22 protein-coding genes and 3 pseudogenes are annotated in these 23,486 nt (G+C 72.2%); 18 read left to right on the top strand and 7 right to left on the bottom strand.

Annotation, left to right across the window (positions count from 1 at the left end):
• Nucleotides 1-9 precede the first annotated feature (9 nt).
• Nucleotides 10-1,074: an ArsR/SmtB family transcription factor gene (locus tag AQJ58_RS18015; RefSeq protein ID WP_079079003.1), complete on the bottom strand. Its 1,065-nt coding sequence runs from the start codon at nucleotides 1,072-1,074 to the stop codon at nucleotides 10-12.
• Nucleotides 1,075-1,157: 83 nt separating this feature from the next.
• On the opposite strand from AQJ58_RS18015, the gene AQJ58_RS18010 reads away from it, so the two are divergent.
• Nucleotides 1,158-2,372 carry an MFS transporter gene (locus AQJ58_RS18010; protein ID WP_067251310.1) on the top strand — a complete coding sequence of 405 codons (1,215 nt, stop codon included), beginning with the start codon at nucleotides 1,158-1,160 and terminating at the stop codon, nucleotides 2,370-2,372.
• 144 nt (nucleotides 2,373-2,516) lie between these two features.
• Here the strand turns inward: AQJ58_RS18010 and AQJ58_RS18005 are convergent, their stop codons facing one another.
• Both AQJ58_RS18005 and AQJ58_RS18000 read right to left on the bottom strand, forming a co-directional pair.
• Nucleotides 2,517-3,116 carry a GNAT family N-acetyltransferase gene (locus tag AQJ58_RS18005; RefSeq protein WP_067251308.1) on the bottom strand — a complete coding sequence of 200 codons (600 nt, stop codon included), beginning with the start codon at nucleotides 3,114-3,116 and terminating at the stop codon, nucleotides 2,517-2,519.
• A gap of 22 nt (nucleotides 3,117-3,138) precedes the next feature.
• Nucleotides 3,139-3,438 carry an SHOCT domain-containing protein gene (locus AQJ58_RS18000; RefSeq protein WP_067251810.1) on the bottom strand — a complete coding sequence of 100 codons (300 nt, stop codon included), beginning with the start codon at nucleotides 3,436-3,438 and terminating at the stop codon, nucleotides 3,139-3,141.
• Between the two features lie 130 nt (nucleotides 3,439-3,568).
• On the opposite strand from AQJ58_RS18000, the gene AQJ58_RS17995 reads away from it, so the two are divergent.
• Together AQJ58_RS17995 and AQJ58_RS17990 are read left to right on the top strand one after the other, a co-directional pair.
• Nucleotides 3,569-4,000 carry a DUF7144 family membrane protein gene (locus tag AQJ58_RS17995; protein WP_067251808.1) on the top strand — a complete coding sequence of 144 codons (432 nt, stop codon included), beginning with the start codon at nucleotides 3,569-3,571 and terminating at the stop codon, nucleotides 3,998-4,000.
• Between the two features lie 354 nt (nucleotides 4,001-4,354).
• Complete coding sequence (locus tag AQJ58_RS17990; protein ID WP_067251307.1) at nucleotides 4,355-4,726, top strand: hypothetical protein; 372 nt, start codon at nucleotides 4,355-4,357, stop codon at nucleotides 4,724-4,726.
• An 81-nt stretch (nucleotides 4,727-4,807) separates the two neighbouring features.
• Here the strand turns inward: AQJ58_RS17990 and AQJ58_RS17985 are convergent, their stop codons facing one another.
• Nucleotides 4,808-5,230, bottom strand: a complete 423-nt coding sequence (locus AQJ58_RS17985) for a DUF6325 family protein (RefSeq protein WP_067251807.1) — start codon at nucleotides 5,228-5,230, stop codon at nucleotides 4,808-4,810.
• A 190-nt stretch (nucleotides 5,231-5,420) separates the two neighbouring features.
• Here AQJ58_RS17985 and AQJ58_RS17980 point away from each other — a divergent pair, with 190 nt between their 5' ends.
• The 5 genes and pseudogenes from AQJ58_RS17980 (at nucleotide 5,421) to AQJ58_RS17960 (ending at nucleotide 11,059) form a co-directional block, all read left to right on the top strand.
• Entirely contained in the window at nucleotides 5,421-6,836 is a 1,416-nt protein-coding gene (locus tag AQJ58_RS17980) for a hypothetical protein (protein WP_067251305.1), read from the top strand.
• 428 nt (nucleotides 6,837-7,264) lie between these two features.
• Nucleotides 7,265-7,561, top strand: a complete 297-nt coding sequence (locus tag AQJ58_RS44460; protein WP_067251303.1) for a hypothetical protein — start codon at nucleotides 7,265-7,267, stop codon at nucleotides 7,559-7,561.
• Nucleotides 7,562-7,581: 20 nt separating this feature from the next.
• Nucleotides 7,582-7,806, top strand: a pseudogene (locus AQJ58_RS44455) (GMC oxidoreductase); the annotation flags it as partial.
• Nucleotides 7,803-9,221 (top strand): DUF2252 domain-containing protein, encoded by a 1,419-nt coding sequence (locus tag AQJ58_RS17965; RefSeq protein WP_067251299.1) that lies wholly within the window; start codon nucleotides 7,803-7,805, stop codon nucleotides 9,219-9,221. The pseudogene AQJ58_RS44455 and the gene AQJ58_RS17965, both read left to right, overlap by 4 nt.
• Before the next feature lie 14 nt (nucleotides 9,222-9,235).
• On the top strand, nucleotides 9,236-11,059 hold the full coding sequence (locus tag AQJ58_RS17960) for a glycoside hydrolase family 15 protein (protein ID WP_067251297.1): 1,824 nt from the start codon (nucleotides 9,236-9,238) through the stop codon (nucleotides 11,057-11,059).
• Here the strand turns inward: AQJ58_RS17960 and AQJ58_RS17955 are convergent.
• A complete protein-coding gene (locus tag AQJ58_RS17955; RefSeq protein WP_067251805.1) occupies nucleotides 11,007-12,314 on the bottom strand; it encodes a chloride channel protein in 1,308 nt (435 codons plus the stop codon). The two genes, AQJ58_RS17960 and AQJ58_RS17955, sit on opposite strands and share 53 nt — an antisense overlap.
• Nucleotides 12,315-12,499: 185 nt before the next feature.
• Here AQJ58_RS17955 and AQJ58_RS17950 point away from each other — a divergent pair, with 185 nt between their 5' ends.
• From AQJ58_RS17950 to AQJ58_RS40870, 4 genes and pseudogenes are all read left to right on the top strand, one after another.
• Nucleotides 12,500-13,048 carry a helix-turn-helix domain-containing protein gene (locus AQJ58_RS17950; protein ID WP_234360082.1) on the top strand — a complete coding sequence of 183 codons (549 nt, stop codon included), beginning with the start codon at nucleotides 12,500-12,502 and terminating at the stop codon, nucleotides 13,046-13,048.
• A 10-nt stretch (nucleotides 13,049-13,058) separates the two neighbouring features.
• Nucleotides 13,059-15,437 carry an ATP-binding cassette domain-containing protein gene (locus AQJ58_RS17945; protein WP_067251801.1) on the top strand — a complete coding sequence of 793 codons (2,379 nt, stop codon included), beginning with the start codon at nucleotides 13,059-13,061 and terminating at the stop codon, nucleotides 15,435-15,437.
• A gap of 30 nt (nucleotides 15,438-15,467) precedes the next feature.
• A pseudogene (locus AQJ58_RS17940) lies at nucleotides 15,468-15,839 on the top strand (MBL fold metallo-hydrolase); the annotation flags it as partial.
• Nucleotides 15,830-16,235: pseudogene (locus AQJ58_RS40870) on the top strand (nuclear transport factor 2 family protein). The pseudogenes AQJ58_RS17940 and AQJ58_RS40870, both read left to right, overlap by 10 nt.
• Before the next feature lie 63 nt (nucleotides 16,236-16,298).
• On the opposite strand, the gene AQJ58_RS17935 reads toward AQJ58_RS40870, so the two are convergent.
• The gene (locus tag AQJ58_RS17935; RefSeq protein ID WP_067251296.1) at nucleotides 16,299-16,664 is read right to left on the bottom strand and encodes a VOC family protein; all 366 of its coding nucleotides are present in this window, start codon (nucleotides 16,662-16,664) and stop codon (nucleotides 16,299-16,301) included.
• 562 nt (nucleotides 16,665-17,226) lie between these two features.
• Between AQJ58_RS17935 and AQJ58_RS17930 the strand changes: the two genes are divergently transcribed.
• Complete coding sequence (locus AQJ58_RS17930; RefSeq protein ID WP_067251294.1) at nucleotides 17,227-18,324, top strand: glycosyltransferase family 2 protein; 1,098 nt, start codon at nucleotides 17,227-17,229, stop codon at nucleotides 18,322-18,324.
• Between the two features lie 60 nt (nucleotides 18,325-18,384).
• Nucleotides 18,385-18,570: a hypothetical protein gene (locus tag AQJ58_RS17925; RefSeq protein WP_067251292.1), complete on the top strand. Its 186-nt coding sequence runs from the start codon at nucleotides 18,385-18,387 to the stop codon at nucleotides 18,568-18,570.
• 3 nt (nucleotides 18,571-18,573) lie between these two features.
• On the opposite strand, the gene AQJ58_RS17920 is transcribed toward AQJ58_RS17925, so the two are convergent.
• Entirely contained in the window at nucleotides 18,574-19,296 is a 723-nt protein-coding gene (locus tag AQJ58_RS17920) for a dienelactone hydrolase family protein (RefSeq protein ID WP_067251290.1), read from the bottom strand.
• 520 nt (nucleotides 19,297-19,816) lie between these two features.
• Here AQJ58_RS17920 and AQJ58_RS17915 point away from each other — a divergent pair.
• The 4 genes from AQJ58_RS17915 (at nucleotide 19,817) to AQJ58_RS17900 (ending at nucleotide 23,379) form a co-directional block, all read left to right on the top strand.
• Nucleotides 19,817-20,287, top strand: a complete 471-nt coding sequence (locus AQJ58_RS17915) for a VOC family protein (RefSeq protein ID WP_199844606.1) — start codon at nucleotides 19,817-19,819, stop codon at nucleotides 20,285-20,287.
• A gap of 166 nt (nucleotides 20,288-20,453) precedes the next feature.
• A complete protein-coding gene (locus AQJ58_RS17910) occupies nucleotides 20,454-21,221 on the top strand; it encodes a hypothetical protein (protein ID WP_067251288.1) in 768 nt (255 codons plus the stop codon).
• A 207-nt stretch (nucleotides 21,222-21,428) separates the two neighbouring features.
• The gene (locus tag AQJ58_RS17905) at nucleotides 21,429-21,926 is read left to right on the top strand and encodes a potassium channel family protein (protein WP_234360080.1); all 498 of its coding nucleotides are present in this window, start codon (nucleotides 21,429-21,431) and stop codon (nucleotides 21,924-21,926) included.
• A 367-nt stretch (nucleotides 21,927-22,293) separates the two neighbouring features.
• Nucleotides 22,294-23,379, top strand: coding sequence for an FUSC family protein (locus tag AQJ58_RS17900; protein ID WP_067251286.1), 1,086 nt, complete (start codon nucleotides 22,294-22,296; stop codon nucleotides 23,377-23,379).
• Nucleotides 23,380-23,486: the final 107 nt, after the last annotated feature.

The following is a 23,486-nucleotide window of genomic DNA, read 5'->3' as shown; positions in this document are numbered from 1 at the left end:
CACCCCTCCTCAACCGGGGGCACTCTCCCTTTCCGGTGCCGGTGCCGGTGCCGGTGCCGGTGCCGTCCCTGGTGCAGCTCCCCGTTCCGATGCCGTCGCCGTCCCCGTCGCCGTCGCCGCACCGGCCAGTACCTCCCCGGCCGCCGCCCGCGAGTACAGCACCGAACGGCCCGCCCGTCGCCGCTCCACCAGGCCCGCGTCCCGCAGGACCCGCAGATGCCGGCCCACCGAGCCCAGCCCCTGCCCGGTCAGCGCGACCAGCTGGGTGGTGCTCAGCGCCCCCTGCCCGAGCAGCACCAGCACCGCCGCGCGCCCCGGACCCAGCAGCGCGCCGAGGGCCGCCGGCACCACCCGCTCCCGGTGGTCCCCGGCCAGCGGCCCCGCGCATGGGTACACCACCGCGTACCGCTCCCGCCCCTCCCACGACACCCACCCGGCCCTCGGCGTGACCGGCACGAACACCAGCTCCGCACCGGAGATCTCGCGGGGCGGGTACGCGTGCGCGTTCACCTGGAACCGGCTCTCCCCGAGCCAGCGCGTCCCCGGCCGCAGCGAGTCCAGCACCGCCGCCCAGCCGCCCCGGCTGACCTGCGCCGTCCGTGCGACCACATCCGCCTCCAGCACATGCCGCCGACGCTCCCAGGAGGGCCGTACGGCCGTCTCCCAGACGTACTCCAGCAGCGCGGCCGCCCGCTCGGGCAGATCGTCGCGGTCCAGGGCGGCGGGCGGCGGCCCGCCGACCGAGAGCCGCAGATGCGCGCGGGCCTGAGCGGGATCCGCCGCCCGCACCCGCGCCACCCCCTCCTCGAAGCTCTCGCCGTCGCGCGGGGTGGGGGTGAGGAAGTCGGCGATCCAGCTCCGCCCCAGCCCCGCCCGGATCAGCAGCCCGGTCACCGGGTCCGCCGCCAACCGCGCGCGGTAGGACGGCAGATGGGCCCGCAGCCAGTCCTGCTCGCCGGGATGGGCGCCCACCCCCCACTGGAGCAGCTTCACGCTCGCGAAGGTCTCCGCGAGCGGCGAGAGCACGAACCGGCTGCGGGCCAGCGTGTCCGCGTTCACCTGCCACCAGCCCACCGCGGACCTCCGGGTGCCGTACGACGTTTCGCGGGACCGCGAAACAATAACCGGCCCCTCCCGGGCCGCCCGAGACTCCGGCCATGACCGCTACCGGCTACCGACAGCTCCTGCGCACCCCGGAGTTCACTGCGCTCTTCCTCTCCTCCGCCGCCCACACCGCCGCCCGGACGATGAGCGGACTCGCCCTGGGCACCCTCGTCTTCCGGGCCACCGACTCGCCGCTGCTGTCGGCGGTGAGCATGTTCGGCCCCTCGCTCGCCCAGGCCGTCGGCGCGACCCTGCTGCTGTCGGGCGCCGACCGGCTGGCCCCGAGGTCCACCCTGATCGGCCTGTCCCTCGCCTTCGCCGTCACCACGGCGGCCGTCGCCCTGCCCGGCCTCCCGGTCCGGGCCGTCCTCGCGGTCGTCCTCCTGGAGGGTCTGATCGCCTCGCTCGGCGGTGGTGTCCGCTGGGGCCTGCTGCACGAGATCCTGAGCGGCGACGGGACGTACCTGCCGGGGCGTGCGCTGTTCAACGTCATGAGCGGGCTGACGCAGGTCGCCGGGTACGCCGTCGGCGGCGCCCTGGTCGTCGCCCTCGCCCCCCGTCCCGTGCTGCTGCTCGCCGCCCTGCTGCACGCCGCGGCCGCGCTCGCCGCCCGGCTGGGCCTGACCGCCCGGCCGCCGCGTGCCACGGGCCGCCTCTCGGCCGCCGCGACCTGGCGCACCAACGGCGTCCTGTGGTCCGCGCGGCCCCGTCGCCTCACCTACCTCGGCCTGTGGGTCCCGAACGGCCTGGTCGTCGGCTGCGAGGCGCTGTTCGTGCCGTACGCCCCGGATGAGGCGGGCACGCTGTTCGGGTGCGCGGCGCTGGGGATGCTGGCGGGCGACGTCACGGTCGGCCGGTTCGTCCCGCCGGCGGTTCGGGCCCGGCTCGCCACGCCGCTGCTGCTCCTGCTGGCCACCCCCTACCTCTGCTTCGTCCTGCGGCCCGCCCTGCCCGTCGCCGCCCTCTGCGCGGCCCTCGCCTCGGTGGGCTTCGGGGCGAGCCTGGTCCAGCAGGAGCGCCTGATGCAGCTCACCCCGGCCGGGCTCGGCGGGCAGGCGCTGGGGCTGCACTCCGCCGGGATGGCGGCCATGCAGGGCGTGGGCGCGGCGGTGGCGGGCACGCTCGCCCAGTTCGGCTCCGCGGCCACCGCGACGACGGTGATGGCGCTGATGTCGCTCGCGGTGACGGTGGGGCTGGCCCTGGCGGGCGGCCGGGGCGACGGGGCCGGTAGCCCGGTCGGGCGGGCCCGGTCCGCGACACGGCGGTGACCGTCACCGTGTCGTCGCACGCGGCGTCGGGTACGTCACCGGGTCCGCGCCTGGACGAACGTCAGCTTCACCCTGCGGGCGGTTGCGGTCGGGAGAGCCGTTGCCCGCGCCGCCCGCACCGCCTACCGTCCCCGACGCGGAGTTCTACGGTGTGACGATCCGTACGTGGCGGTGGCCCTCCCGCGGGAAGGCGGGCGGGGCGGCGGGCAGGACGCCGTCGAGCACGTACCCCGTCTTCTCGGCGACCCGGCAGGACGCGTCGTTGTCCGCCTGGTGCAGGAGTTCGAGGCGGCTCAGGCCGGCCGGCGCGAAGGCGGCGCACGCCCAGTCGGTGAGGGCGCGCAGGGCGCGGGGCGCCACGCCCCGGCCGCGCGCGGGGGCGGCGGTCCAGTAGCCCACCTCGGCGGTGGGGGCGCCGGGACCGGCCGTCTTCAGGACCGCCTGACCGACCAGCGGTCCACCCGGACGGCCGTCGTCGGTCCTCGCGCCGTCCTCCGGGCCTGCGGGCTCCTCCACCACGGCGAAGCAGAACCGGGTGCCGGACGCCCACCCCTCCTGCTGGGCGGCGATCCAGCGCGCCCCGTCGGCCTCGTCGTCCACCCGGTGGCTCGTCCAGCGGCGCAGCACGGGGTCCCGCAGCGCCGCGACCAGCGCGGGGGCGTCCGTCGGGCGCCAGGGGCGCAGGGTGAGGGCGGGGGCGCCGGGGTGGGCGGCGGCGCGGAGGACGACGGGGAGGGGCGGCATCGGGCGATCGTACGCCGGGCCCTCAGGCGAGCAGCCGGCGCTTCTGCTCCTCGAACTCGGCCTCGCTCAGGATGCCTTGGGCCTTCAGATCGCCGAGCTGCTTGAGCTGGTCGATCTTGTTGGTCATCTCGTCCGCGGTGGAAGGGGGAGCCGCGGGCGTCGGCGGGGGCTGCTGGTAGCCCTGGGGCTGCTGGTAGGCCTGCTGCTCCTCGGCCTGGGCGGCCCAGCGGCCCTGCTGACGGCGTGACACTCGGTTGGATACCGCGGTCGCCGTTCCCGCCACCACCGCGGTGCGGGCGACTCCGCGCAGAAGACCAGGCATGGCGATCCCCTTCTCGTCCGGGACGGGTCCTCGGGGTCCCTCCATTGCAGCACGCTCTGTCCTGATCTGCCGGGTTCGGTAATCCGTGGCAGCCTGATCCTGTGTGTTCGCCGAAGCGAAGGAGCTCGACATGGCCACGCACGGCAGGGGAATGACGGACACCACGGCCCGCGGGGGAATGGCCGTGTCCGGCTGGACACTGTTCGCCGCGATCATGATGGTGTTCGGCGGCGTCATGGCGATATTCGAGGGAATATCCGCCATAGCCGAGGACGACGTGTTCGTCTCGACGCGGAACTACACCTTCCAGTGGAGCCTCACCGGGTGGGGCTGGATGCATCTCGTGCTCGGCATCGTGGTCACGCTGGCGGGCATCGCCCTGTTCAGCGGAGCCATGTGGGCCCGTTTCGTCGGTATCGTGCTGGCGGGCCTGTCCATGATCGCCAACTTCGCCTGGCTGCCCTGGTACCCGTTCTGGGCCATCATGCTGATCGTCATCGACGGCTTCGTGCTGTGGGCGCTGTGCGTCGGGCCGAGCCGGGACACCCGGGCGATGACCTGATGACCACCTGACCCCACCCGTGCACGTCTCCCCTCTCCGCACGGCAGGCATCACTGCGCCGTTCGGCCCCGGCGGTCACCCGCACGTGCCGCCGGGGCCCGACTGGCCGGGCCCGAGGGCGCGCCGGTGTCTTCGTGGGGTTTCCACCTGTGTGAGGGCCCGCGTGGGAGCCCGCGTGAGGGCCCGCGTGAGGGCCCGCTCGAGCGGGCGCCGCCCCGGCCCGGATTCATACGACTGGTCCCGTCCCGGATGACGCGGACCGCGGGTCGCGGGAGCCTGGGCGCAAGAGAGCCCGACGACCGGAGCCCGACGACCTTTCCGCAGGGCTTCCCGCACAGACGAGGACCCGTCGCCATGATCTGTCACAGCCGCGCCGGCCGGCGGGCCGCAGCCGTCGCTCTCCTGCTCGCCGTCGCGGGCTGTACCGGGCACTCCGCCGTGGGCACGATCGAGTACACGACCCCCGAGAAGCGGGTGGTGCAGATCCAGAGCCCCTCCCGCGACGGCTGCCACCCGCTGCCCGGCGGCGCTCACCACGTCGACAACTTCACCGACGACGACATCCGGCTGTACGCCAACACGGACTGTGCGCTGACGACGGCAGGCAACAACCAGAGCGGCCGCGTCGGCGGCGAGTCCTTCTACCTCGGCACGCAGATGTCCGTCGAGTACACGGACGGTCAGTCCCCCTGGCTGAGCTACTCCGTCGTGGGCGGAGGCGGCTGAGACGGCCGCACCCCGGCCGGGCCCGCCGGGACGCACCCCGGCCGGCCCGGCCGGGGTGCGTCCCGCGGACCGTCAGGTCAGTCAGGAGGCGGCCTCGGCGGCTTCGAGCGAGGCGAGGACGGCCTGGACGTTCAGCCGTCCGGAGGCGACCAGTTGGGCGCCGCCGCGCCGCAGGGCCGCGGCGAACGGCGCCGCCCACAGGTTCTCGTACACCAGCAGCCCGGCGGAGTTGCCCGGCTCCACCGCCGCGGCCGCCTCCTCCAGGTCGTCCTGGCCCAGCACACCGGAGTGGACGCCCTCGAAGACGGTGAGGTCCAGTTCCCCGTCACCGGTGAGATCGGCGATCTCCAGGGCGGTCACCGAGCCGTCCTCGTCCTTCCTGATGAACATCAGGTCCAGGATCCGGACGATGCCGCGGTCCACCAGATCGACCAGCAGCGGGAAGGCCTCACCCGTCATGCGGTTGCCGGGGAACTCCACGACCAGGTAGTCGATGGGTCCCATCTCCTCGATGTGCTCGCTCACGGCCGTCACCTCTGGTGCTCGGGGGTCCCCCGACAGCCATTGCAACACCGGACCAGGGCCGTCGCACCCGCTGCCCGGTCACCCGCCCGGCCGCCCCGCGGCCCGTCCGGTCACCCCACCGGCCCCTCCCGGCTCGCCCGCCTGCCCCCGCCGGGATCTTCTCGGAGGCATGACAGGCAGCGAAACACCGCCGCCGGAGCGGCAGCCGGACCGCGCGCAGGAGCGTGAGATCGAGGAACTGCACCGCCGGGTGCGGGAGCTGGAGAGCGCCCGCCACGAACCGAAGCACCGGCTGCGCGCGCTCGGCTCCACCCTGCTCATCATCCTGGCGTCCCTGCTGGCCCTGCTCGCGGTCGTCGCGGTCTGGGCGAACAGCATCGTGCGGGACACCGACCGCTATGTCGCGACGGTGGCGCCGCTCGCCTCGAACCCGGACGTCCAGAAGGCCGTCACGACCCGCGTCACCGACGCCGTGATCCGGCAGATCGACGTGGACGCGCTGGTCAAGCAGCTCAGCGACGCGGCGGCCGAGAAGGGCGTGCCGCCCAAGGTCGCCGGTCTCGTCGCCAACCTCGACGGCCCCATCACCAGCGGATTGAAGGAGCTGATCAGCACCACCGTGATGCGCGTGGTCTCCAGCTCCGCCTTCGAGACGGCCTGGAAGAACGCCAACCGCCGGGCCCACGCGGCCGTGGACAAGGCGCTGACGGGCAGCTCCGACAGTGTCGTGCAGCTGAAGGACGATCAGGTCGCCATCGACGTCGGTCCGATCGTCGCCCAGGTGAAGGACCGGCTGGTCGCGTCGGGACTGACCGTGGCGTCGAAGATCCCGGCCGTCCACACGGACTTCGTGGTGGTCCAGGGCAAGGACATCGGCAAGATCAAGACGTATATGCGCATCCTGGAGGTCGTCGGCAACTGGCTGCCGATCATCGCGGTGCTGGTCGCCGCCGCGGGCGTGTTCGTGGCCGCCCACCGGCGAAGGGCGCTGATCGGGGCCGCGATCGGCTTCTTCCTCGCCATGGTGCTGCTGGGCGTGGCCCTCACCGTCTTCCGCGCGGTGTACCTCGACCATCTGCCCCAGGGCACGAACGAGGGCGCGGCGGGCGCGATCTACGACGCGCTGGTGCGGTTCCTGCGCTCCAGTGTGCGGGCGGTCGGGGCGCTGGCCCTGGTCACGGCCATCGGCGCGTTCTTCGTCGGGCCCTCCCGGCCGGCCGTCTTCACCCGGCACTTCTTCAGCAAGGGCATCGGCGCGGGCCGGGACGTGGCCCTTTCGGCGGGCCTGCGGCTCGGCCCGGTGGGGCGGTTCGTGCACCGCTTCAAGATGTGGATCGGGGTGGTGATCCTCGCGGTGGCCGCGATCGTCCTGTTCACCTGGAGCTATCCGACCATGGCGGTGGTGATCTGGACGGCCGTGATCGTGCTGGCCGCCTTCGGCATCCGCGAGTTCCTCGACACCGGGGAGACGGGGGAGACCATCAGGAAGACCGGAGACACCGGAGAGCCCGGGGGCACTGGGGGCACCGGAGGCGCCGGGGAGACCGGGGGCAGCGGGCCGGAGGGCGCACCGAGCACCGTCTGACGGGCCGAGGGGCCACCGGGCCGACGCGCTGAAGAGGCTGACAGGCCGACCGTCCTGCTCTGGGTGCGCGCGGCCGGATGCCGGGGCCGGCTGGGCGGGACGGCGATCGCCACACCGATCAGCACCAGGTCAAGGACCATCGTGCCCCCCGCGCGGCCGCGCGCCCCCCACCACGCGACCGCTCTCGCCCATGGCCCCATGGTCACCGCCGGGCCGCACCCCCGCACCCCGGCGTCCCGCCGGCGGCGCTCGCCGGGGCCGACTCGCCGGGTCCCCCGTCCGGGGCTACGTTGGAAGACGGACCGCGGCCGATCATTTCCCCCCTCACCACCCGGAACAGCCCCTGTGCCCCCGTGCCCCCGTGGCCCTGTTCCCGAGTTCCCTCTTCCATCCGGCAGCACGTACGTGCTCCGAGGACGGCGGTCCGTATGTCCGAGGCGCGGCACTACGACGTCATCGGCACCGGTGCGGGCGGCGGCACCCTCGCCCACCGGCCGGCCCCCGGCGGGAAGCGCGTCCTGATGCTGGAACGGGGTGACCACCTCCCCCGGGAACGCGACAACCGGGAACGCGACAACCGGGAACGCGACAACCGGGAACGCGACAACTGGGACTCCACGGCGGTCTTCGTGCGCGGCAAGAACCACGCCCCCGAATACTGGTACGACCGACACGGCCCGCGAGGACCCCACCGAGCGGCCCACGAGCGCCCAGTACGCCCATGAGCCGGTCCGGCACGAGCCGCCGATCCATGCCCCTCGGTGCCACCGCCCACCAGGCCGGCACGGTCCGCTTCGGCGACGATCCCGCGAGTTCCGCGCTCGACGTCACCTGCAAGGCCCATGACCTCGACACCCTCTACGTCGTCGACACGAGCTTCTTCCCGAGTATCGGCGCGGTCAATCCGTCGCTGACGGCCATCGCCAACGCCCTGCGCGTCGGCGACCACATCGTGGAGCGTCTGCAATGAGCGAAAGCAACCCCACCGGTCACGACATGCGCCACCGCACCCCGAAGGAGCGCGCCGAGCGCGGCAAGGCCGCCCGCGACGCCGTCCCGAGGTCCGCGCACGCCGAGTTCACCCCGCCCCCCAAGCGCACCGACCCGGTCGACATCATCGAGGGCCAGTCGGCGAAGCGGGTCCCCGAACTCGTGCCCATCCGCTACGGCAGGATGAGCGAGTCCCCGTTCCGCTTCTACCGGGGCGCCGCCGCCATCATGGCCGCCGACCTCGCGGAGACACCCCGCACCGGCATCCGGGTCCAGTGCTGCGGTGACGCGCACATGCTGAACTTCCGGCTGCTGGCCTCGCCGGAACGCCGGCTGATGTTCGACATCAACGACTTCGACGAGACCCTGCCCGGCCCCTGGGAGTGGGACGTCAAACGGCTGTCGGCCAGCCTGGTCATCGCGGGCCGCGCCAACGGCTTCGGGGCCAAGCAGCGGGCGCGCGTGGTGCGGGCCGCCGTAGGGGCGTACCGCGAGGCGATGCACAAGTTCGCGGGCATGACCAATCTGGAGGTCTGGTACACCCGCTTCGAGGCGGACGAACTCCAGCGGCAGTCCGGCCTGGACCTCGACGCCGAGACCAGTGAGCGCTGGGCACAGACCCGGGAGCGGGCCAGGGAGCACGACACCCTTCAGGTCTTCGGGAAACTCACCCATGTCGTCGACGGCGAGCGCCGCATCGCCAACGACCCGCCGCTGCTGGTCCGGCTCGACAGCCTGTATCCGAAAGGCGAGCGCGGCGCGCTGGAGACGGAGCTCAGCCGGCTCGTCGAGCGCTACGGCCAGACCCTGGAGACCGACCGCCGCTTCCTGCTGGAGAGCTACCGCGTCGCCGACATCGCGCGCAAGGTCGTCGGCGTGGGCAGCGTCGGCACCCGCTGCTGGATCATCCTGCTGCTCGGCAAGGACGACGAGGACCCGCTGTTCCTCCAGGCCAAGGAGGCCGACGAGTCGGTCCTGGCGCCCTACGCGGGTGCCAGCGGGTTCCGCACCCAGGGCGAGCGGGTCGTCGCCGGGCAACGGCTGATGCAGGCCACCAGCGACATCTTCCTCGGCTGGGAGCGCGTCACGGGCATCGACGGCCGCCGCCGGGACTTCTACGTCCGCCAGCTGCGCGACTGGAAGGGCATCGCCGTGGCCGAGAACATGTCGCCGAAGCGGATGGCTCTGTTCGGGCGGCTGTGCGGCGCCACCCTGGCCCGCGCCCACGCCCGCTCCGGCGACCGCATCGCGATCGCCTCCTACCTGGGCCGCGCCGACGTCTTCGACCGCGCGCTCGCCACCTTCGCCGAGCTGTACGCCGACCAGAACGAGAAGGACCACCAGGCCCTCCTGGACGCGGTCAGGTCAGGACGCGTCCTTGCCGAGTCGGCCTGAGAGGAGGGCACGCCGTGGACCGCTACCCGCCCATCGCCGACCACGGGCTGATCGGGGACCTCCAGACCGCCGCGCTGGTGACCTCCGAGGGGGTCGTCGACTGGCTGGCGGCGCCCCGCTTCGACTCGCCGAGCGTCTTCGCGTCCCTGCTGGACCATGAGCGCGGCGGACACTTCCTGTTCGCGCCGACCGCCCCCGACGTGACGCGCCGCCAGCTGTACTACCCGGACAGCGCCGTCGTCGTGACCCGGTTCCTGTCACCGGACGGGGTCGGCGAGGTGATCGACCACATGCCCGTCATCACCTCCGGCACCCCGTCCGACCGGCACTCCGTGGTGCGGGTGGTGCGGACCGTGCGCGGCACCGTGCGCTTCGACCTGGACTGCCGGCCCCGCTTCGACTACGGCCGGGCGAGCCACACCCTCGACCTGGCCGACGCGTCCGCCGCCTTCCGCACCCGCGGGGCGACCGGTTATCTGCGCACGACGTTCCCGCTGGAGCCGCACGGCACGGACGTCCGCGGCTCGGTCACGCTGAACGCGGGCCAGTCGGCGGCGGCCGTGTTCACGGTGTGCGGCCCGGACGGCGAGGCCCCGCCGCCGCCCACCGTCGACTCGGTCGAGGCGGGCATGTGGGACGTCATCGACTTCTGGCAGCGCTGGGTGCGCACCTCCCGCTACCGGGGCCGCTGGCCGGACATGGTCAACCGCTCGGCCATCACCCTCAAGCTCCTCACGTACGGCCCGACCGGCGCCCCCGTCGCCGCCGCCACCATGGGACTGCCCGAGCAGGTCGGCGGGGAACGCAACTGGGACTACCGCTACACCTGGGTGCGCGACGGCTCGCTGTCCGTGCGGGCCCTGCTCGACCTGGGCTTCCTCGAGGAGGCCGCCCAGTTCATACGCTGGCTGGGCGACCGGCTGCGGTCCCGCGCCGGCTCCGGCGCCGAACCGCTGCAGATCATGTACCGGGTCGACGGCGACCCCGTGCTGACCGAGGAGACCCTCGACCACTTCGAGGGCTACCGGGGGTCGAGCCCCGTACGCGCCGGGAACGGCGCCGCCGACCAGCTCCAGCTCGACATCTACGGCGAGATGTTCTACGCGATGTCCGAGGGCATCGACGAGATCGGCCAACAGGTCGGCTACCACGGCTGGAAGGGCCTGACCCGGCTCATGGACTGGCTGAGCGAGCACTGGGACCGGCCCGACGAAGGCGTCTGGGAGACCCGCGGCGGCCGCAAGGACTTCACCTACAGCCGGGTGATGTGCTGGGCCGCCTTCGACAACTGCCTGCGCATGGCCGAGCAGTTCCGCCGGCCCGCCGACACCGCGCGCTGGACCCGGGCCCGCGACGAGATCCTGGAACAGGTCATGGAGCGCGGCTGGAGCCAGAAGGAACAGGCCCTCGTCCAGCACTACGGCGGTGACGTCCTCGACGCCTCGCTGCTGATCGCCCCGCGCGTCGGCTTCATCGCCCCGCGCAGCCCCGGCTGGCTGTCCACCCTCGACGCCATCGACCAGCGACTGGTCTCCGACAGCCTGGTCTACCGCTACGACCCGGCGGCCTCACCCGACGGACTGCGCGGCTCGGAGGGCACGTTCAGCCTGTGCACCTTCCTGTACGTCGACGCCCTCGCCCGCTCCGGCCGGCTCCCGCAGGCCCGCTACACCTTCGAGAAGATGCAGACGTACGCCAACCACGTCGGCCTGTTCGCCGAGGAGATCGGCCCGAGCGGGGAGCAGCTCGGCAACTTCCCGCAGGCCTTCACCCATCTGTCGCTGATCATGGCCGCTTCGACCCTGGACGACGCGCTCGACCGGATTCCGGCGCGCTGAACGGCGGGATCTCCGGACCCTGCGGCAGCATCTCGACCACGACGAAGGCGAGCACGGCGGCCAGCACCACCAACGCCACTGTGTCCACATTGCCCAGCAGCAGCACGACCAGCACCACGCTGCTCACCGGCACCTTGAGGGCGGCGGTCACCGAGGCCGCCATCCCGGCCGCCATCGCCGGCACCAGCCCGAGCCCGGGCAGCGGCGCGAGCAGGGCGCCGGCCGCCCCGCCCAGGAACAGCGAGGGGAAGATGGGGCCACCGCGCATGCTGCCCAGACACAGCCCGTACGCGAGCGACTTGAAGGCGAGGACGGCGATCAGGGCGCCCACCGGCCAGGCGTGCGGGTCCTTCGCCAGCTCGGACAGGGTGGCCTCCCCGGACAGCGCGGCCTCGGCCGGGGAGCGCCCGGTGGAGACCGCGTACAGCGTGACGCAGACCGCGACACCGATGCCGCACAGGGTGGTGTTGCGCACGGTGTGCGTCGTGACAAACCCGGCGGTGAACCGTCCGCCCACGAAGATCCAGTGGACGGCGAACGCGATGACCGGCGCCAGCACCAGCACCCACAGCACATCCGGCCAGTCGAGCGGCGGCGGCTTGGGCAGACCGATGTCCAGGCTGCCCGTCTCGAAGCCGGTCCAGTGTACGAACCCGGTGAAGATCAGGTCCCCGACGCCGCTGGCCAGCAGGGCCGGCAGCATCACCGCGAACAGCTGCGGGCCGCCCACGCCGGCCACCTCCATCAGCAGCACCGCGCCCACCACCGGGTTCCCGAACAGCGCCGAGATGGACGCCGCGGACCCGGCCGCCGCCAGCAGCCCCGCGCTCGCCTCGGTCTGCGGCGCCCGCACCAGGCTCGCGAACAGCAGCGCGAGGCTGCCGCCCAGCGCGATCAGCGGCGCCTCGGGGCCCAGCACGACCCCGAGCGGCAGACCGACCATGGCGGCCACCACGACCCCGGGCAGCGCCGCCTTGGTGATCCCGCCCGCGTGCAGTCCGCCCGCCGGCACATGTCCGCCCCGTCCGGGGAACCGGGCGGCCACCACACCGACCACGAGCCCCGCCACCGTCAGCAGCGGCAGCCCCCACCACCAGGGGGCGTGCTGCCAGCCCAGGTCCTGCGGCCACTCCTGCCAGACCAGACGCTCCAGCTTGTTGACCGCCGCGAGGAACCAGAACGCGATCAGCGCCACCGGGACGCCGATCAGCCCGCAGAACACCAGCGCCTTGCGGTACTCCGGCCGGTTCAGCATGGTCCGCAGCACGTCGGCTTCCTTGGGCTGGCTGCCCGTCGTCCGGTCGGCCGTCGTCCGGCTGGCCGTCGTCTCTCCGCTCTTGTCTTCGCTCATAACGGAACGAAGCTATCCGTATCGCCCGGTGTCGCCCGCTGCCACGCCGTGGGCACCCGCGGCGCCCACCCCTGTGCGATCGTGGTCCCGTGACCCTGGAGGACCTCGTCCGGCTGCGCCGGGCCCGTGACGCGATGGACCGGCACTACGCCGACCCGCTCGACGTGCCGGCGCTGGCGCGCCTCGCCCTGATGTCCCCCGGCCACTTCTCCCGCAGCTTCCGCGCCGCCTTCGGCGAGACGCCGTACAGCTATCTCATGACCCGCCGCATCGAGCGTGCCAAGGCGCTGCTGCGGCGCGGCGACCTCAGCGTCACCGAGGTCTGCTTCGAGGTCGGGTGCACCTCGCTCGGCTCGTTCAGCTCGCGGTTCACCGAGATCGTCGGCGAGACGCCGAGCGCCTACCGGGCCCGCGCCCACGACGAGGGCGCCGCCGTCCCCGCCTGCTACGCCAAGATCCACACCAGGCCGGTCAGGAGGGCCGCCGGGGATGCGGGCAGGAATGCGGGCAGGGATGCGGCCAGGAATGCGGGCGGCGACGCCGCCGGGGAGCCGCCCGGGCCCGCGGGGGCTGCCGCCGCGGGTGCGGCCGCGGATGCCGTCAGGAATGGAGAAGCGAAAGCGGGTCCCCGCCCGTAGCGTGAGCCGCATGGCCCACACCGTCGCTCCGCACCTCGCCGACAGCCACGACCTGATCCGTGTGCACGGCGCACGCGTGAACAACCTCAAGGACGTCAGCGTCGAGATCCCCAAGCGCCGGCTGACGGTGTTCACGGGCATCTCCGGCTCCGGCAAGAGCTCGCTCGTCTTCGGGACGATCGCGGCCGAGTCGCAGCGGCTGATCAACGAGACGTACAGCGCCTTCGTCCAGGGCTTCATGCCCACCCTGGCCCGGCCCGAGGTCGACGTGCTCGACGGGCTGACCACCGCGATCATCGTCGACCAGCAGCGGATGGGCGCCGACCCCCGCTCCACCGTCGGCACCGCCACCGACGCCCACGCGATGCTCCGCATCCTCTTCAGCCGCCTCGGCACCCCGCACATCGGCCCGCCCAGCGCCTACTCCTTCAACACCGCCTCGGTCCGCGCGAGCGGCGCGATCACCGTGGAGCGCGGCACCCAGCGCGCCGTGAAGGCGACGTACACCCGCACCGGCGGCATGTGCCCGCGCTGCGAGGGCCGCGGCTCGGTGACCGAGATGGACCTGACCCAGCTCTACGACGCAACCAAGTCCCTCAACGAGGGCGCGCTCACGATCCCCGGCTACAGCATGGACGGCTGGTACGGCCGCATCTTCCGCGGCTGCGGCTTCTTCGACCCCGACAAGCCGATCCGCCGCTACACCAAGCGCGAACTGCACGACCTGCTCCACAAGGAACCCACCAAGATCAAGGTCGAGGGCGTCAACCTCACCTACGAGGGGCTCATCCCGAAGATCCAGAAGTCGATGCTCGCCAAGGACGTCGACGCGCTGCAGCCGCACGTACGGGCCTTCGTGGAGCGGGCCATGACCTTCACCGTCTGCCCCGAGTGCGACGGCACCCGGCTCAGCGAGGGCGCCCGCTCCTCGAAGATCGAGGGGCTGAGCATCGCCGACGTCTGCGCGATGCAGATCAGCGACCTCGCCGACTGGGTGCGCGGACTGTCCGAGCCGACCGTGGCGCCGCTGCTCGAAGCACTGCGGCAGAGCCTCGACTCGTTCACGGAGATCGGCCTCGGCTATCTCGCCCTCGACCGGCCCGCGGGCACCCTCTCGGGCGGCGAGGCCCAGCGGGTGAAGATGATCCGTCACCTCGGCTCCTCGCTCACCGACGTCACCTACGTCTTCGACGAGCCCACCACCGGACTGCACCCGCACGACATCCAGCGCATGAACGACCTGCTGCTGCGCCTGCGGGACAAGGGCAACACCGTCCTCGTCGTGGAGCACAAGCCACAGGTCATCGCGATCGCCGACCATGTCGTCGACCTCGGCCCCGGCGCGGGCACCGCCGGCGGCACCGTCTGCTTCCAGGGCGGGGTGGCCGGGCTGCGGGGGAGCGACACCGTCACCGGCCGCCACCTCGACGACCGGGCCGCCGTCAAGGACACCGTGCGCACCCCCACCGGGAAGCTGGAGATCCGCGGCGCGACCACCCACAACCTGCGCGACGTCGACGTGGACGTCCCGCTCGGGGTGCTGACCGTCGTCACCGGCGTCGCCGGCTCCGGCAAGAGCTCCCTGATCCACGGCTCCATCCCGGCCGGCGAGGGCGTCGTCTCGGTCGACCAGGCGCCGATCCGCGGCTCGCGCCGCAGCAACCCGGCCACGTACACCGGACTCCTCGACCCGATCCGCAAGGCCTTCGCCAAGGCCAACGGCGTCAAGCCCGCGCTGTTCAGCGCCAACTCCGAGGGCGCCTGCCCCACCTGCAACGGCGCCGGGGTCGTCTACACCGACCTCGCGATGATGGCCGGCGTCGCCACCACCTGCGAGGAGTGCGAGGGGCGGCGCTTCCAGGCGGCGGTCCTCGACCACCACCTCGGCGGCCGGGACATCACCGAGGTGCTGGCGATGTCGGTGGCCGAGGCCGAGGAGTTCTTCGGCGGCGGTGAGGCGCACACCCCGGCCGCGCAGCGGGTCCTCGGCCGGCTCGCCGACGTCGGCCTCGGCTACCTCACGCTCGGCCAGCCCCTCACCACCCTCTCCGGCGGTGAACGCCAGCGCCTGAAGCTCGCCACGCACATGGCCGACAAGGGCGGCGTCTACGTCCTCGACGAGCCCACCGCCGGCCTCCACCTCGCCGACGTCGAACAACTCCTCGGCCTGCTGGACCGCCTGGTCGACGCCGGCAAGTCCGTCATCGTCGTCGAGCACCACCCGGCGGTCATGGCCCACGCCGACTGGATCATCGACCTCGGCCCCGGCGCGGGCCACGACGGCGGCCGCGTCGTCTACGAGGGCACCCCGGCCGACCTGGTCGCGGCCCGCTCGACACTCACCGGCGAGCACCTGGCGGCGTACGTGGGAGCCCCGCAACGGGGTTGAGAGCGCCCGTGGTTGACGGGTGAGATGGCCCGCCACTACCTGTGGCAGGCCGGGCACCGCGCCCTCCTCGGCGGCGTCCTGCTCTTCCAGCAGGAGCACGTCTGGCTCGCCGACACCCCCACCCCCGGTGACCGCGCCGCCTGGATCGGCCTGCTGGACGACATGGCCGCCCTCGGCCCGGACCTGGTCGTCCCCGGCCACCGGCTGCCCGGCACCGCGGCCGACGCCTCCGCCATCACCGCCACCCGCGACTACCTCCTCGCCTTCGAGGAAGAGCTGGGTAAGGCGGCCGACGGCGCCGCGCTCACCGAGGCGCTGGTCAAGCGCTACCCGGACAACGGCATGCTGATCGCCGCCCCGATCGGTGCGAAGGTCGCCAAGGGCGAGATGAAGTGGGGCTGACCGGCATGAACGACTTCGCCACCTCCCCCGCGCCCGCCGACGTCGTACGCCGCCAGTACCTCGCCTCGGCCGCGGGCGACCTGGACGCCCTGCGCGCCACCCTCGCCCCGGACGTGGAGCGGACCGAGATGGCCGGCTTCCCGCTGGCCGGCACCTACCGCACCCCCGAGGGCGTGACCTCCCACGTCATGGAGAAGCTCGGCCAGGACTGGGACGGCTGGACCGCCCACGACGACACCTACGTCGTCGACGGCGAGAACGTCGTCGTCCTGGCCCGCTGCACCGCGACCAAGAAGGCACCGGCAAACCGTCGACGTCCGCGTGGCCCATCACTTCATCGTCCGCTTCGAACAGTTCGTCGACACCGCCCTCGTCCGCCGGGCCATGACCGACTGAGCCCGCGCCCACCGGGGAACAGCCGCCCGGGCGGCACCGCTGACGGGGTGCCGCCCCGGTCCTTCACGAAGCCGGTTCCTGGCGCCGCCGGCCGAGGACACAGAACTCGTTGCCCTCGGGGTCCGCGAGGACGACCCACGACTGCTCACCCTGTCCGATGTCGACGTGCCGGGCGCCGAGGGCCACCAGACGGGCCACCTCGGCGTCCTGGTCGTCCGGCACGAAGTCGAGGTGCAGCCGGCTCTTGCCCTGCCTGGGCTCGTCGAGCCGGATGAACTCCAGCCCCGGCAGACGGTCCGGCGCCGGGCGGATCGCGAACTCGTCCTCGGAGGAGTGGACCACCACCCAGCCGAGCGCCTCCGCCCACCACCGCCCCAGGCCCGCCGGGTCCGCCGTGTGCACGATCACATGCCGCCATTCCAAGGTCATCGGCCGAGCGTAGACGGGCGCACGCGGAGACGGAAAGCGCCCTCCTTCACCACCCGCTCCCCTCCGGCACCCCCAGCTCTCCCCAAGGCCCCCGTACGCCCCTCTGTCACTCTTCCGGGACCGTAACCGGCGCCTCAAGAATGGCCCTTCGTGCCGCCGCTCGTCGCAGTGGTGGGGTCCGCTCCCGGCCGGCGACAGTCGGCACCGGGCGGCAACAGGCAGTGGACGGCCCGAAGGCCGTCGCGGAGAGAAGCGGCGCTCACGCCGCGGGGGGCAACACCACACCATGTCCGAGCACATGACCAACGCCGGCCACGCGCGCGTGGCGGCGCGAGCGCCGTCAGGTGCCTCGTCCACGGACGACACCACCCGGCCCGCCCGGTCGAGCCGGTCGAGCCGGTCCAGTCGATCCGACCGATCCGACCGATCCGACCGATCCGGCCCTTCCGACCCTTCAGACCGACCCGACCCTTCCAAGCGATCCGACCGATCCGACCGATCCGACCGTTCCGACCACGGGCGCGGAGGCCGGCGCGCCCACGGCTCCCACCGGCGCCGGCTGGTGACCCAGGCGGCGTCCTCGCTGCTGGAGACCACCGTGATCCTCCCCGCGCGCAACGAGGAGGCCGGTGTCCTGCCGGCTCTGGAGTCCCTTGCCGCGCAGACCACACCGCCCGACCTGATCGTGATCGTGGTCAACAACTCCACCGACCGGACCGAGGAGTTCGCCCGCGCGTTCGCCGACCGCCCGGGCGTACCGCGCACCGTCGTCTTCAACCTGCCGGACAACCCGCACAAGAAGGCTGGCGCCCTCAACCACGCCATCGCCTGGCTGCACAGCACACCGGGCGGACTCGCGGCCGCCGCGAAGTACCTGCTGGTCATGGACGCCGACACCACTCTGCACCCGAAGTTCCTGGAACGGGCGCGCAACGTCATGGCGTCCGACCGGCGCGTGGGCGGCCTCAGCGCCACCTGCCTCGGCCGCACCGGACTGTGGAAGAACCTCTGGCAGCGCTACCTGCTGGGCATGCAGATCATGGAGTACGGCCGCTACGCCCGGGGCCGCTACCGCTTCGGCATCCACAGCATGTCGGGCGCCGGCTCCTTCTACCGCACCGAGGCACTGCTGAGCATCCTGCGCTGGCGCGGCGCGGTGTTCTGGGAGGACCACGCCAACCTGGTGGAGGACTACGAGACGACGCTCGCGCTGAAGGAGGCGGGCTGGAAGGTCACGGCCAACCAGCACTGCATCGCCTACACCGACCTCATGCCCACGCTGCGGGAACTGATCGGCCAGCGGGAGCGCTGGGGACGCGGCACGGTCGACACCCTGCGCCGCCGCGGCTGGACGAAGCACACGTGGTTCTCCATCACCAGCATGGTGCTCGGCTTCGCCGGCTTCCTCTACACCCTGGGCTGGCTGGCCGCCTGGACCGGCGTGATCGCGAGCAAGGGCTTCGTCCTGGATCCGGCCTGGCTGTGCCTGGTCGCCTTCTGGATCGTGTATGCCGCCTTCCGCACCCGCCACCTCGGCTGGAAGGGCGTCCTGGTCGACGTCCTCATGCTGCCCGGCCTGGTCTTCTCCACCGTGCGCGCCTACTGGTTCGTCACCTCCCTGGTGAAGTCGTACGCCACCGGTGTCTCCGCCTGGAAGTGACCGCTTCCCCCTGTCCTGCCCATCCCACACGACCGACAGGTCACCGAGAGGAACAAGATCGTGAACTACCTCAGCGGCACCGGCACCGGAATCGTCGCCGGGGCCGCCTCCCTGGCGGCCACCGGCACCTCGTCCACCACCGACCTGATCATCGCGGCCAGTCTCGCCCTGGTCCTGGGCGGCCTGACGACGTACGCCGCGGCCGTCCGCCGCCGCCGTCACGACGCCAGCGCGGCCGGCCACTGACGCTCACCTCAGATGCCGGTCCAGGAACCTGCACCCGTCCTCCAGCTCGAACCACGGGGTGCCGGTGTGCCCTCCCGGGTTGGCGTGCAGCGTCTTCTCCTTGCTGCCGAAGGCGTCGAACAGGTCCAGGGCCCGTTGCCGGGGATTGCCCTCGTCGTCCCACTGGAGCAGGAACAGCAGCGGAACGGTGACCCGCCGGGCCTCCTCGCGCTGGGCGCGGGGCACGTACCCGCCGGCGAAGAGGCCGGCGGCGACGATCCGCGGCTCGGTCACCGCCAGCCGGATACCGAGGGCGGCCCACCCGCCGGAGTAGGCGACCGGGCCGCCGATCTCGGGCAGTTCGAGGAGCGCGTCCAGGGTGGTCCGCCACTCCGGGGCCGCGTTCTCGACCAGCGGGCCGACCAGCGACTCGAAGATCTCGTCGACGGGCTCACCCGCCCGCATGGCGCGCCGGAGGTCGGCGCGGGCCTGCTCGGCGGCGGCCGACCGGGGACGGTCGCCGCACCCGGCGGCGTCGATGGTGGCCACCACGTAGCCGCGCGCCGCGGTGTAGCGGGCCCGGGCCACCAGCCGGGGTTCCGCCTTGGGCAGGCCGTTGTTGTGGGCCATCAGGACCAGCGGGGCCGGTGCGGGGCCGGACGTCCACAGGGTGCCCGGGATCTCGCCGAGGAGGAACTCGCGTTCGAGGACGCCGTCGTCGAGACGCCGCTCGGAAAGGAAGCGCATGGTCGTGCCTTTCGGGAGTGCTCGTGAAAACGGCGCTCCCGGACGACCTGCCTATCGCCCGACCGTGACCCCGGAGGGGAGCACCCATGTCGATACTGCGTTCACGGGTACCACCTCCTCGTTCTGTCGCACGGCCTCCCGGAAGGTAGCAGCGGCCACCGCGGCCCGCCAACACCTTTTTCCGTGCGTACGCGAGCCGCGTCCTGCTCAGCCCCAGCCCACCGGGCCCGACGATCGAGACCGGCCGCGAGGAGCGCAGCAGCCCGGCCACCGCGGTGAGTTCCCCGGCCGTGGCGGACCAGGGGAGGGGTGGTACGGCGCCCGCCCGGCCCGCAGCTCCGCCACCGGATCGCCCGCCACAGCCCGTCCACGAGCCCCGCACACTGCGACCGGATCAGGTGGTCGACGGCGACCCACCGATGACTTCCGCCGACGGGACGGGTCTACCAGGACGCACGCATCGACAAGCGAGACGTAAGTCGCTGGACACACGTCGCGAGACACCGACTGGAGACCCGCCATGACCGCGCCCGCACACCCCGGCCGCATGCTGTTCGTGAACCTCCCCGTGGCTGACCTCGAACGCAGCAAGGCGTTCTTCGCCGGCCTCGGATTCCGTTTCAACCCGCTCTTCACCGACGAGACCGCCGCCTGCATGCTGGTCGGCGAGCACGCGTTCGTCATGCTGCTCACCCGCGAGAAGTTCGCGGAGTTCGCGAAACTGCCGATGGCCGACCCCACCACGCACACGCTGGCGCTGTACTGCTTCAGCGTCTCCTCCCGCGACGAGGTCGACGAGGTCAGCGCCGCCGCACTCGCCGCGGGCGCCTCCGAGGCGGACGGCGCGGAGGACCACGGCTTCATGTACTCCCGCAGCTTCTACGACCTCGACGGCCACGGCTGGCAGGTCATGTGGATGGACCCGAAGGCGGTGGAGCAGGGCCCGGAGGCCTCCACGGCCTCCGCTCAGGACACGGTCACCCCGGCCTGACCGTGTCGGCTGCCCGGCGCGGCAGGGGCTCGGCGTCCCGGGGCGCCGAGCCGCTGAGCGGGCTCGGGCCGTGGTCCCGGGCGGTCACCGACCGCTCCGACCTGCCTCGGGTAAGGTGACAACCTTCGGTCGGCGGAAGCCGTACGGAGTCCTCGAAGGCCGGCACATGAATCTCGCCGACTGTCCCGCACGCCGCCGTCTCGGCGCCGCGCTGGAGAACCTGTCCGTCACCTTTCGCGGCATGACCGCGCATCCCGACGAGCACAACTGTGAGTGCCACTGGGGCAGCCCGGAGGAGCTATCCCTGCTGAAGACTCCGGACGTGGAACTGGAGCCGGATCTCCTGCGCCGGACCTGGCAGGCCGTCGACTGGACCGATCACGCCGCTGTGCTGCGTCGCATCCTGCCGCAGTTCGCCAAGGCCCTGGTCGCTGATCGCGCGGAGCCGCTGGGCGGACTTGAAGAGGCCGGTTCCTCCCTGGCCCGCGGCCGCTGGCAGCAATGGCCCGAAGATCACGCCGGTGCGGTACGCGAGTTTCTCCATGCCTGGTTGGCGCAGAGCCTCACTGATCCGGATGCACTCGTACCGGCACACCAGGTCTTCGCGCTGTGCGCCGAGGCGTCCGGCACGCTCGGCCCCTGGCTGGCCGAATGGGAGAGGCAGGCCGGGTATCTCAGCGACCGACGTCTCGCCGACGCGGTGGCGGAATGGGAGTACGAGCTCCTGGGAGACAGCCTGCCGTGGAGCGTCGACTGGTACGAGAACGACGAGGGGGAGATGCGCGCCGAACTGGTCGCGTGGCTCCTCGGCCACGCCGTCGTGCGCCTCCGCGAGTCGGGCGCGTCAGCGGACCTGCGGCACCGGATACGGCTGCTCGGCCTCACGGGCGAGGACCGCTGGACGGATCCGCACTGGCCCGGCCACCGCTACTGACGGCACCTCAGCGAGTCGTGGCGTGTGCTCAGGCCACCGCGTCCCGTCTGGTCTAGTTAATGAAGGTGCTCGTCTGCTTCCCCAGCCATGTTGATGTCGTGGAAGAAGGATGAGTGACTGGAGGCGCAGGCTTTGAAAGCCAACACCCGAGCGGTATCCCGCGGACGAATCGAGGCCCGTCGCCGCATCGTCAGTGCCGCTCTGCGTGTGATCGGTTCGGTTGCCGCGCTGGTGACCCTCTTCTACCTGGTGCCACTGGACCGATCCTCCACGGCTGCCGCCGTCGGCAGGCTCGTCATCGCGCTGGTGGGGTTCGCCGTCCTGGTCGCCGTCCAGGTCCGCTCGATCCTCCGGTCCACTTACCCCGGGCTGCGGGCGGCAGAGGCACTGGCCACCAGCGTCTCGTTCTTCCTGTTGCTGTTCGCGGCCACCTACGTCACGCTCGCCGCGCAGTCACCCGGCAGTTTCGGGGTGCACCTTTCGCATACCGGCGGGCTCTACTTCGCGGTCACCGTGTTCTCCACCGTGGGGTTCGGCGACATCACGGCCAAGTCGGAGACGGCACGCCTGGTGGTCACCGGGCAGATGCTCGCCGACTTGATCATCCTTGGCCTGGCCGTCAAGGTCATCGTGGGGGCATTCCGCCGGAGTCGGCAGGGCAGGCACGCGGCGACCGACGCGCAGCCCTCCGGAGAAGGACCATGAGCTCCCGCTCTGCGTGGGGACGGCCTGGACCACCGCCGGCCCCGCGGTCCGACCGCCTCAGCCACCTCGATGGTGCGGGGCGTTCCGCCCAGCTCCCTGAGCTCGTCGGTCACGTCAGCCACGACGGCGAGCGCGCCGAAGGATCCCGCACGCGCGTTCCTCGAGCAATCCGCGACGGCGGATCAGTGCCCGGCGGCCTCTCGCCTCACCACCGGCCTCCGGCTGGTCGCTGAGCCGCGAACTCTGCGGGATCGCAGAATTCCTCCGTAAAGGTGCATACCTGCCGAATTGTGAGTGTGTTCGAGAGAGGGCGGTCGTGACCACCGAGAGCAGACCCGCAGGACGGCCCGTTGGTCGCGGAAAGGCCATGACGTGGCTGTCGAAGGTGTTCGAGCGCAACGCCGAGGGGCTGAACTGGCCGCGGGCGGTGGCGTTCCTCGATGCCGCGCTGGTGCCGATGTTCGTCTTCTGGGCGATCGGGCATGAGGTGTACCTGCTCAGCGCGTTGTTCGGCCTGCTGTTCGCGGCGCTGGCCGACCCCGGGGGCGGCTTCGGACACCGTGCGTCCTCCATCTCGGTCTTCGCTCTGGTGGGCGCCGGGGTGACCGCACTGGCCTTCGGTATCGGCTCGGACGCCTGGGGCTGGCTGATGCTGGCGGCTTTCGCCGTCACGCTGGTGGCCGGACTGGCGGTCGCGTTCGGGGTGCACAGATTCGTCGACGCGCTGCTTCTCAACACCTGGTTCGTCGTCGCCGTCGGATTCGAGTCCAGCATTCACGGAAACGCCCACGTCACCAGCTACGTCTGGGCTCAGGTCCTCTCCTGGGCCGGAGGGGCGGCGCTGTGGATCACGGTGACCTTCCTCTGGTGGCTTCTCCGGGGGCGTACGGACCAGGGCCGGCCCTTCTCGGAGCTCCCGGGGGACACCTCGCGACGGAAGCTGACCCGGCCGCTGATCGTGTTCGCGGTGATCCGCGCCGTGGTCATCGCCGGAACCGTCGCGCTGGCGTTCGGACTGGATCTCTCGTACGGCTCCTGGCTCCCCATCGCGGCCATGATCGCGATGAAGCCCAGCCTGGAGCAGGCGGCGCTCGTCAGCGCGCAACGCCTCGCCGGCGCGCTGATCGGATCCATCGCGGCCGCGCTGCTGCTGTGGGTGCCCGCGAGCGAAAGCGGCCGCAACCTGTTCGCGGTGGAGCGCGGACTCGAAGTGGTCGCCCTCGTCCTGCTGATGCACGGAGCCCTGATCCGCTTCTGGAACTACGCCCTCTACAGCGCGGCCATCGCCGCCGGAGCGCTCATCCTGGTGGACTTGCCGCAGCCCTCCGACAATGCCGCCGAGGGCTACCGGGTGCTGTGGACGCTCTGCGGTGTGGGCATCGGCCTGTCCGTCATGCTGCTGGCCGGACTGCTCGCCAGACGCACCGCCGGGAAACCACCGCAACAGGCCTGACACCGGGCCGCTGATCCCGGCGAACGGACACGACAGCCGGCGAGCCGCCCCAGGCAACGAGGGTGTCTCCTCGACGCCGGCCTGTAGTCGCCGGCGCCGTGCACTCG

This window comes from Streptomyces sp. DSM 15324 (assembly GCF_001514285.1).
Lineage (GTDB): Bacteria > Actinomycetota > Actinomycetes > Streptomycetales > Streptomycetaceae > Streptomyces.
The sequence above is the reverse complement of the archived record's forward strand: the minus strand, read 5'-3'. Positions and strand labels throughout refer to the sequence as shown.

Bases quoted from the DNA above. Each gene is read 5' to 3' on its own strand.
- AQJ58_RS18010 (WP_067251310.1), top strand. From the start codon at position 1,158: ATGACCGCTACCGGCTACCGACAGCTCCTGCGCACCCCGGAGTTCACT.
- AQJ58_RS18005 (WP_067251308.1), bottom strand. From the start codon at position 3,116: ATGCCGCCCCTCCCCGTCGTCCTCCGCGCCGCCGCCCACCCCGGCGCC.
- AQJ58_RS18000 (WP_067251810.1), bottom strand. From the start codon at position 3,438: ATGCCTGGTCTTCTGCGCGGAGTCGCCCGCACCGCGGTGGTGGCGGGA.
- AQJ58_RS17995 (WP_067251808.1), top strand. From the start codon at position 3,569: ATGGCCACGCACGGCAGGGGAATGACGGACACCACGGCCCGCGGGGGA.
- AQJ58_RS17990 (WP_067251307.1), top strand. From the start codon at position 4,355: ATGATCTGTCACAGCCGCGCCGGCCGGCGGGCCGCAGCCGTCGCTCTC.
- AQJ58_RS17985 (WP_067251807.1), bottom strand. From the start codon at position 5,230: ATGGGACCCATCGACTACCTGGTCGTGGAGTTCCCCGGCAACCGCATG.
- AQJ58_RS17980 (WP_067251305.1), top strand. From the start codon at position 5,421: ATGACAGGCAGCGAAACACCGCCGCCGGAGCGGCAGCCGGACCGCGCG.
- AQJ58_RS44460 (WP_067251303.1), top strand. From the start codon at position 7,265: ATGTCCGAGGCGCGGCACTACGACGTCATCGGCACCGGTGCGGGCGGC.
- AQJ58_RS17965 (WP_067251299.1), top strand. From the start codon at position 7,803: ATGAGCGAAAGCAACCCCACCGGTCACGACATGCGCCACCGCACCCCG.
- AQJ58_RS17955 (WP_067251805.1), bottom strand. From the start codon at position 12,314: ATGCTGAACCGGCCGGAGTACCGCAAGGCGCTGGTGTTCTGCGGGCTG.
- AQJ58_RS17945 (WP_067251801.1), top strand. From the start codon at position 13,059: ATGGCCCACACCGTCGCTCCGCACCTCGCCGACAGCCACGACCTGATC.
- AQJ58_RS17935 (WP_067251296.1), bottom strand. From the start codon at position 16,664: ATGACCTTGGAATGGCGGCATGTGATCGTGCACACGGCGGACCCGGCG.
- AQJ58_RS17920 (WP_067251290.1), bottom strand. From the start codon at position 19,296: ATGCGCTTCCTTTCCGAGCGGCGTCTCGACGACGGCGTCCTCGAACGC.
- AQJ58_RS17915 (WP_199844606.1), top strand. From the start codon at position 19,817: ATGACCGCGCCCGCACACCCCGGCCGCATGCTGTTCGTGAACCTCCCC.
- AQJ58_RS17910 (WP_067251288.1), top strand. From the start codon at position 20,454: ATGAATCTCGCCGACTGTCCCGCACGCCGCCGTCTCGGCGCCGCGCTG.
- AQJ58_RS17900 (WP_067251286.1), top strand. From the start codon at position 22,294: ATGACGTGGCTGTCGAAGGTGTTCGAGCGCAACGCCGAGGGGCTGAAC.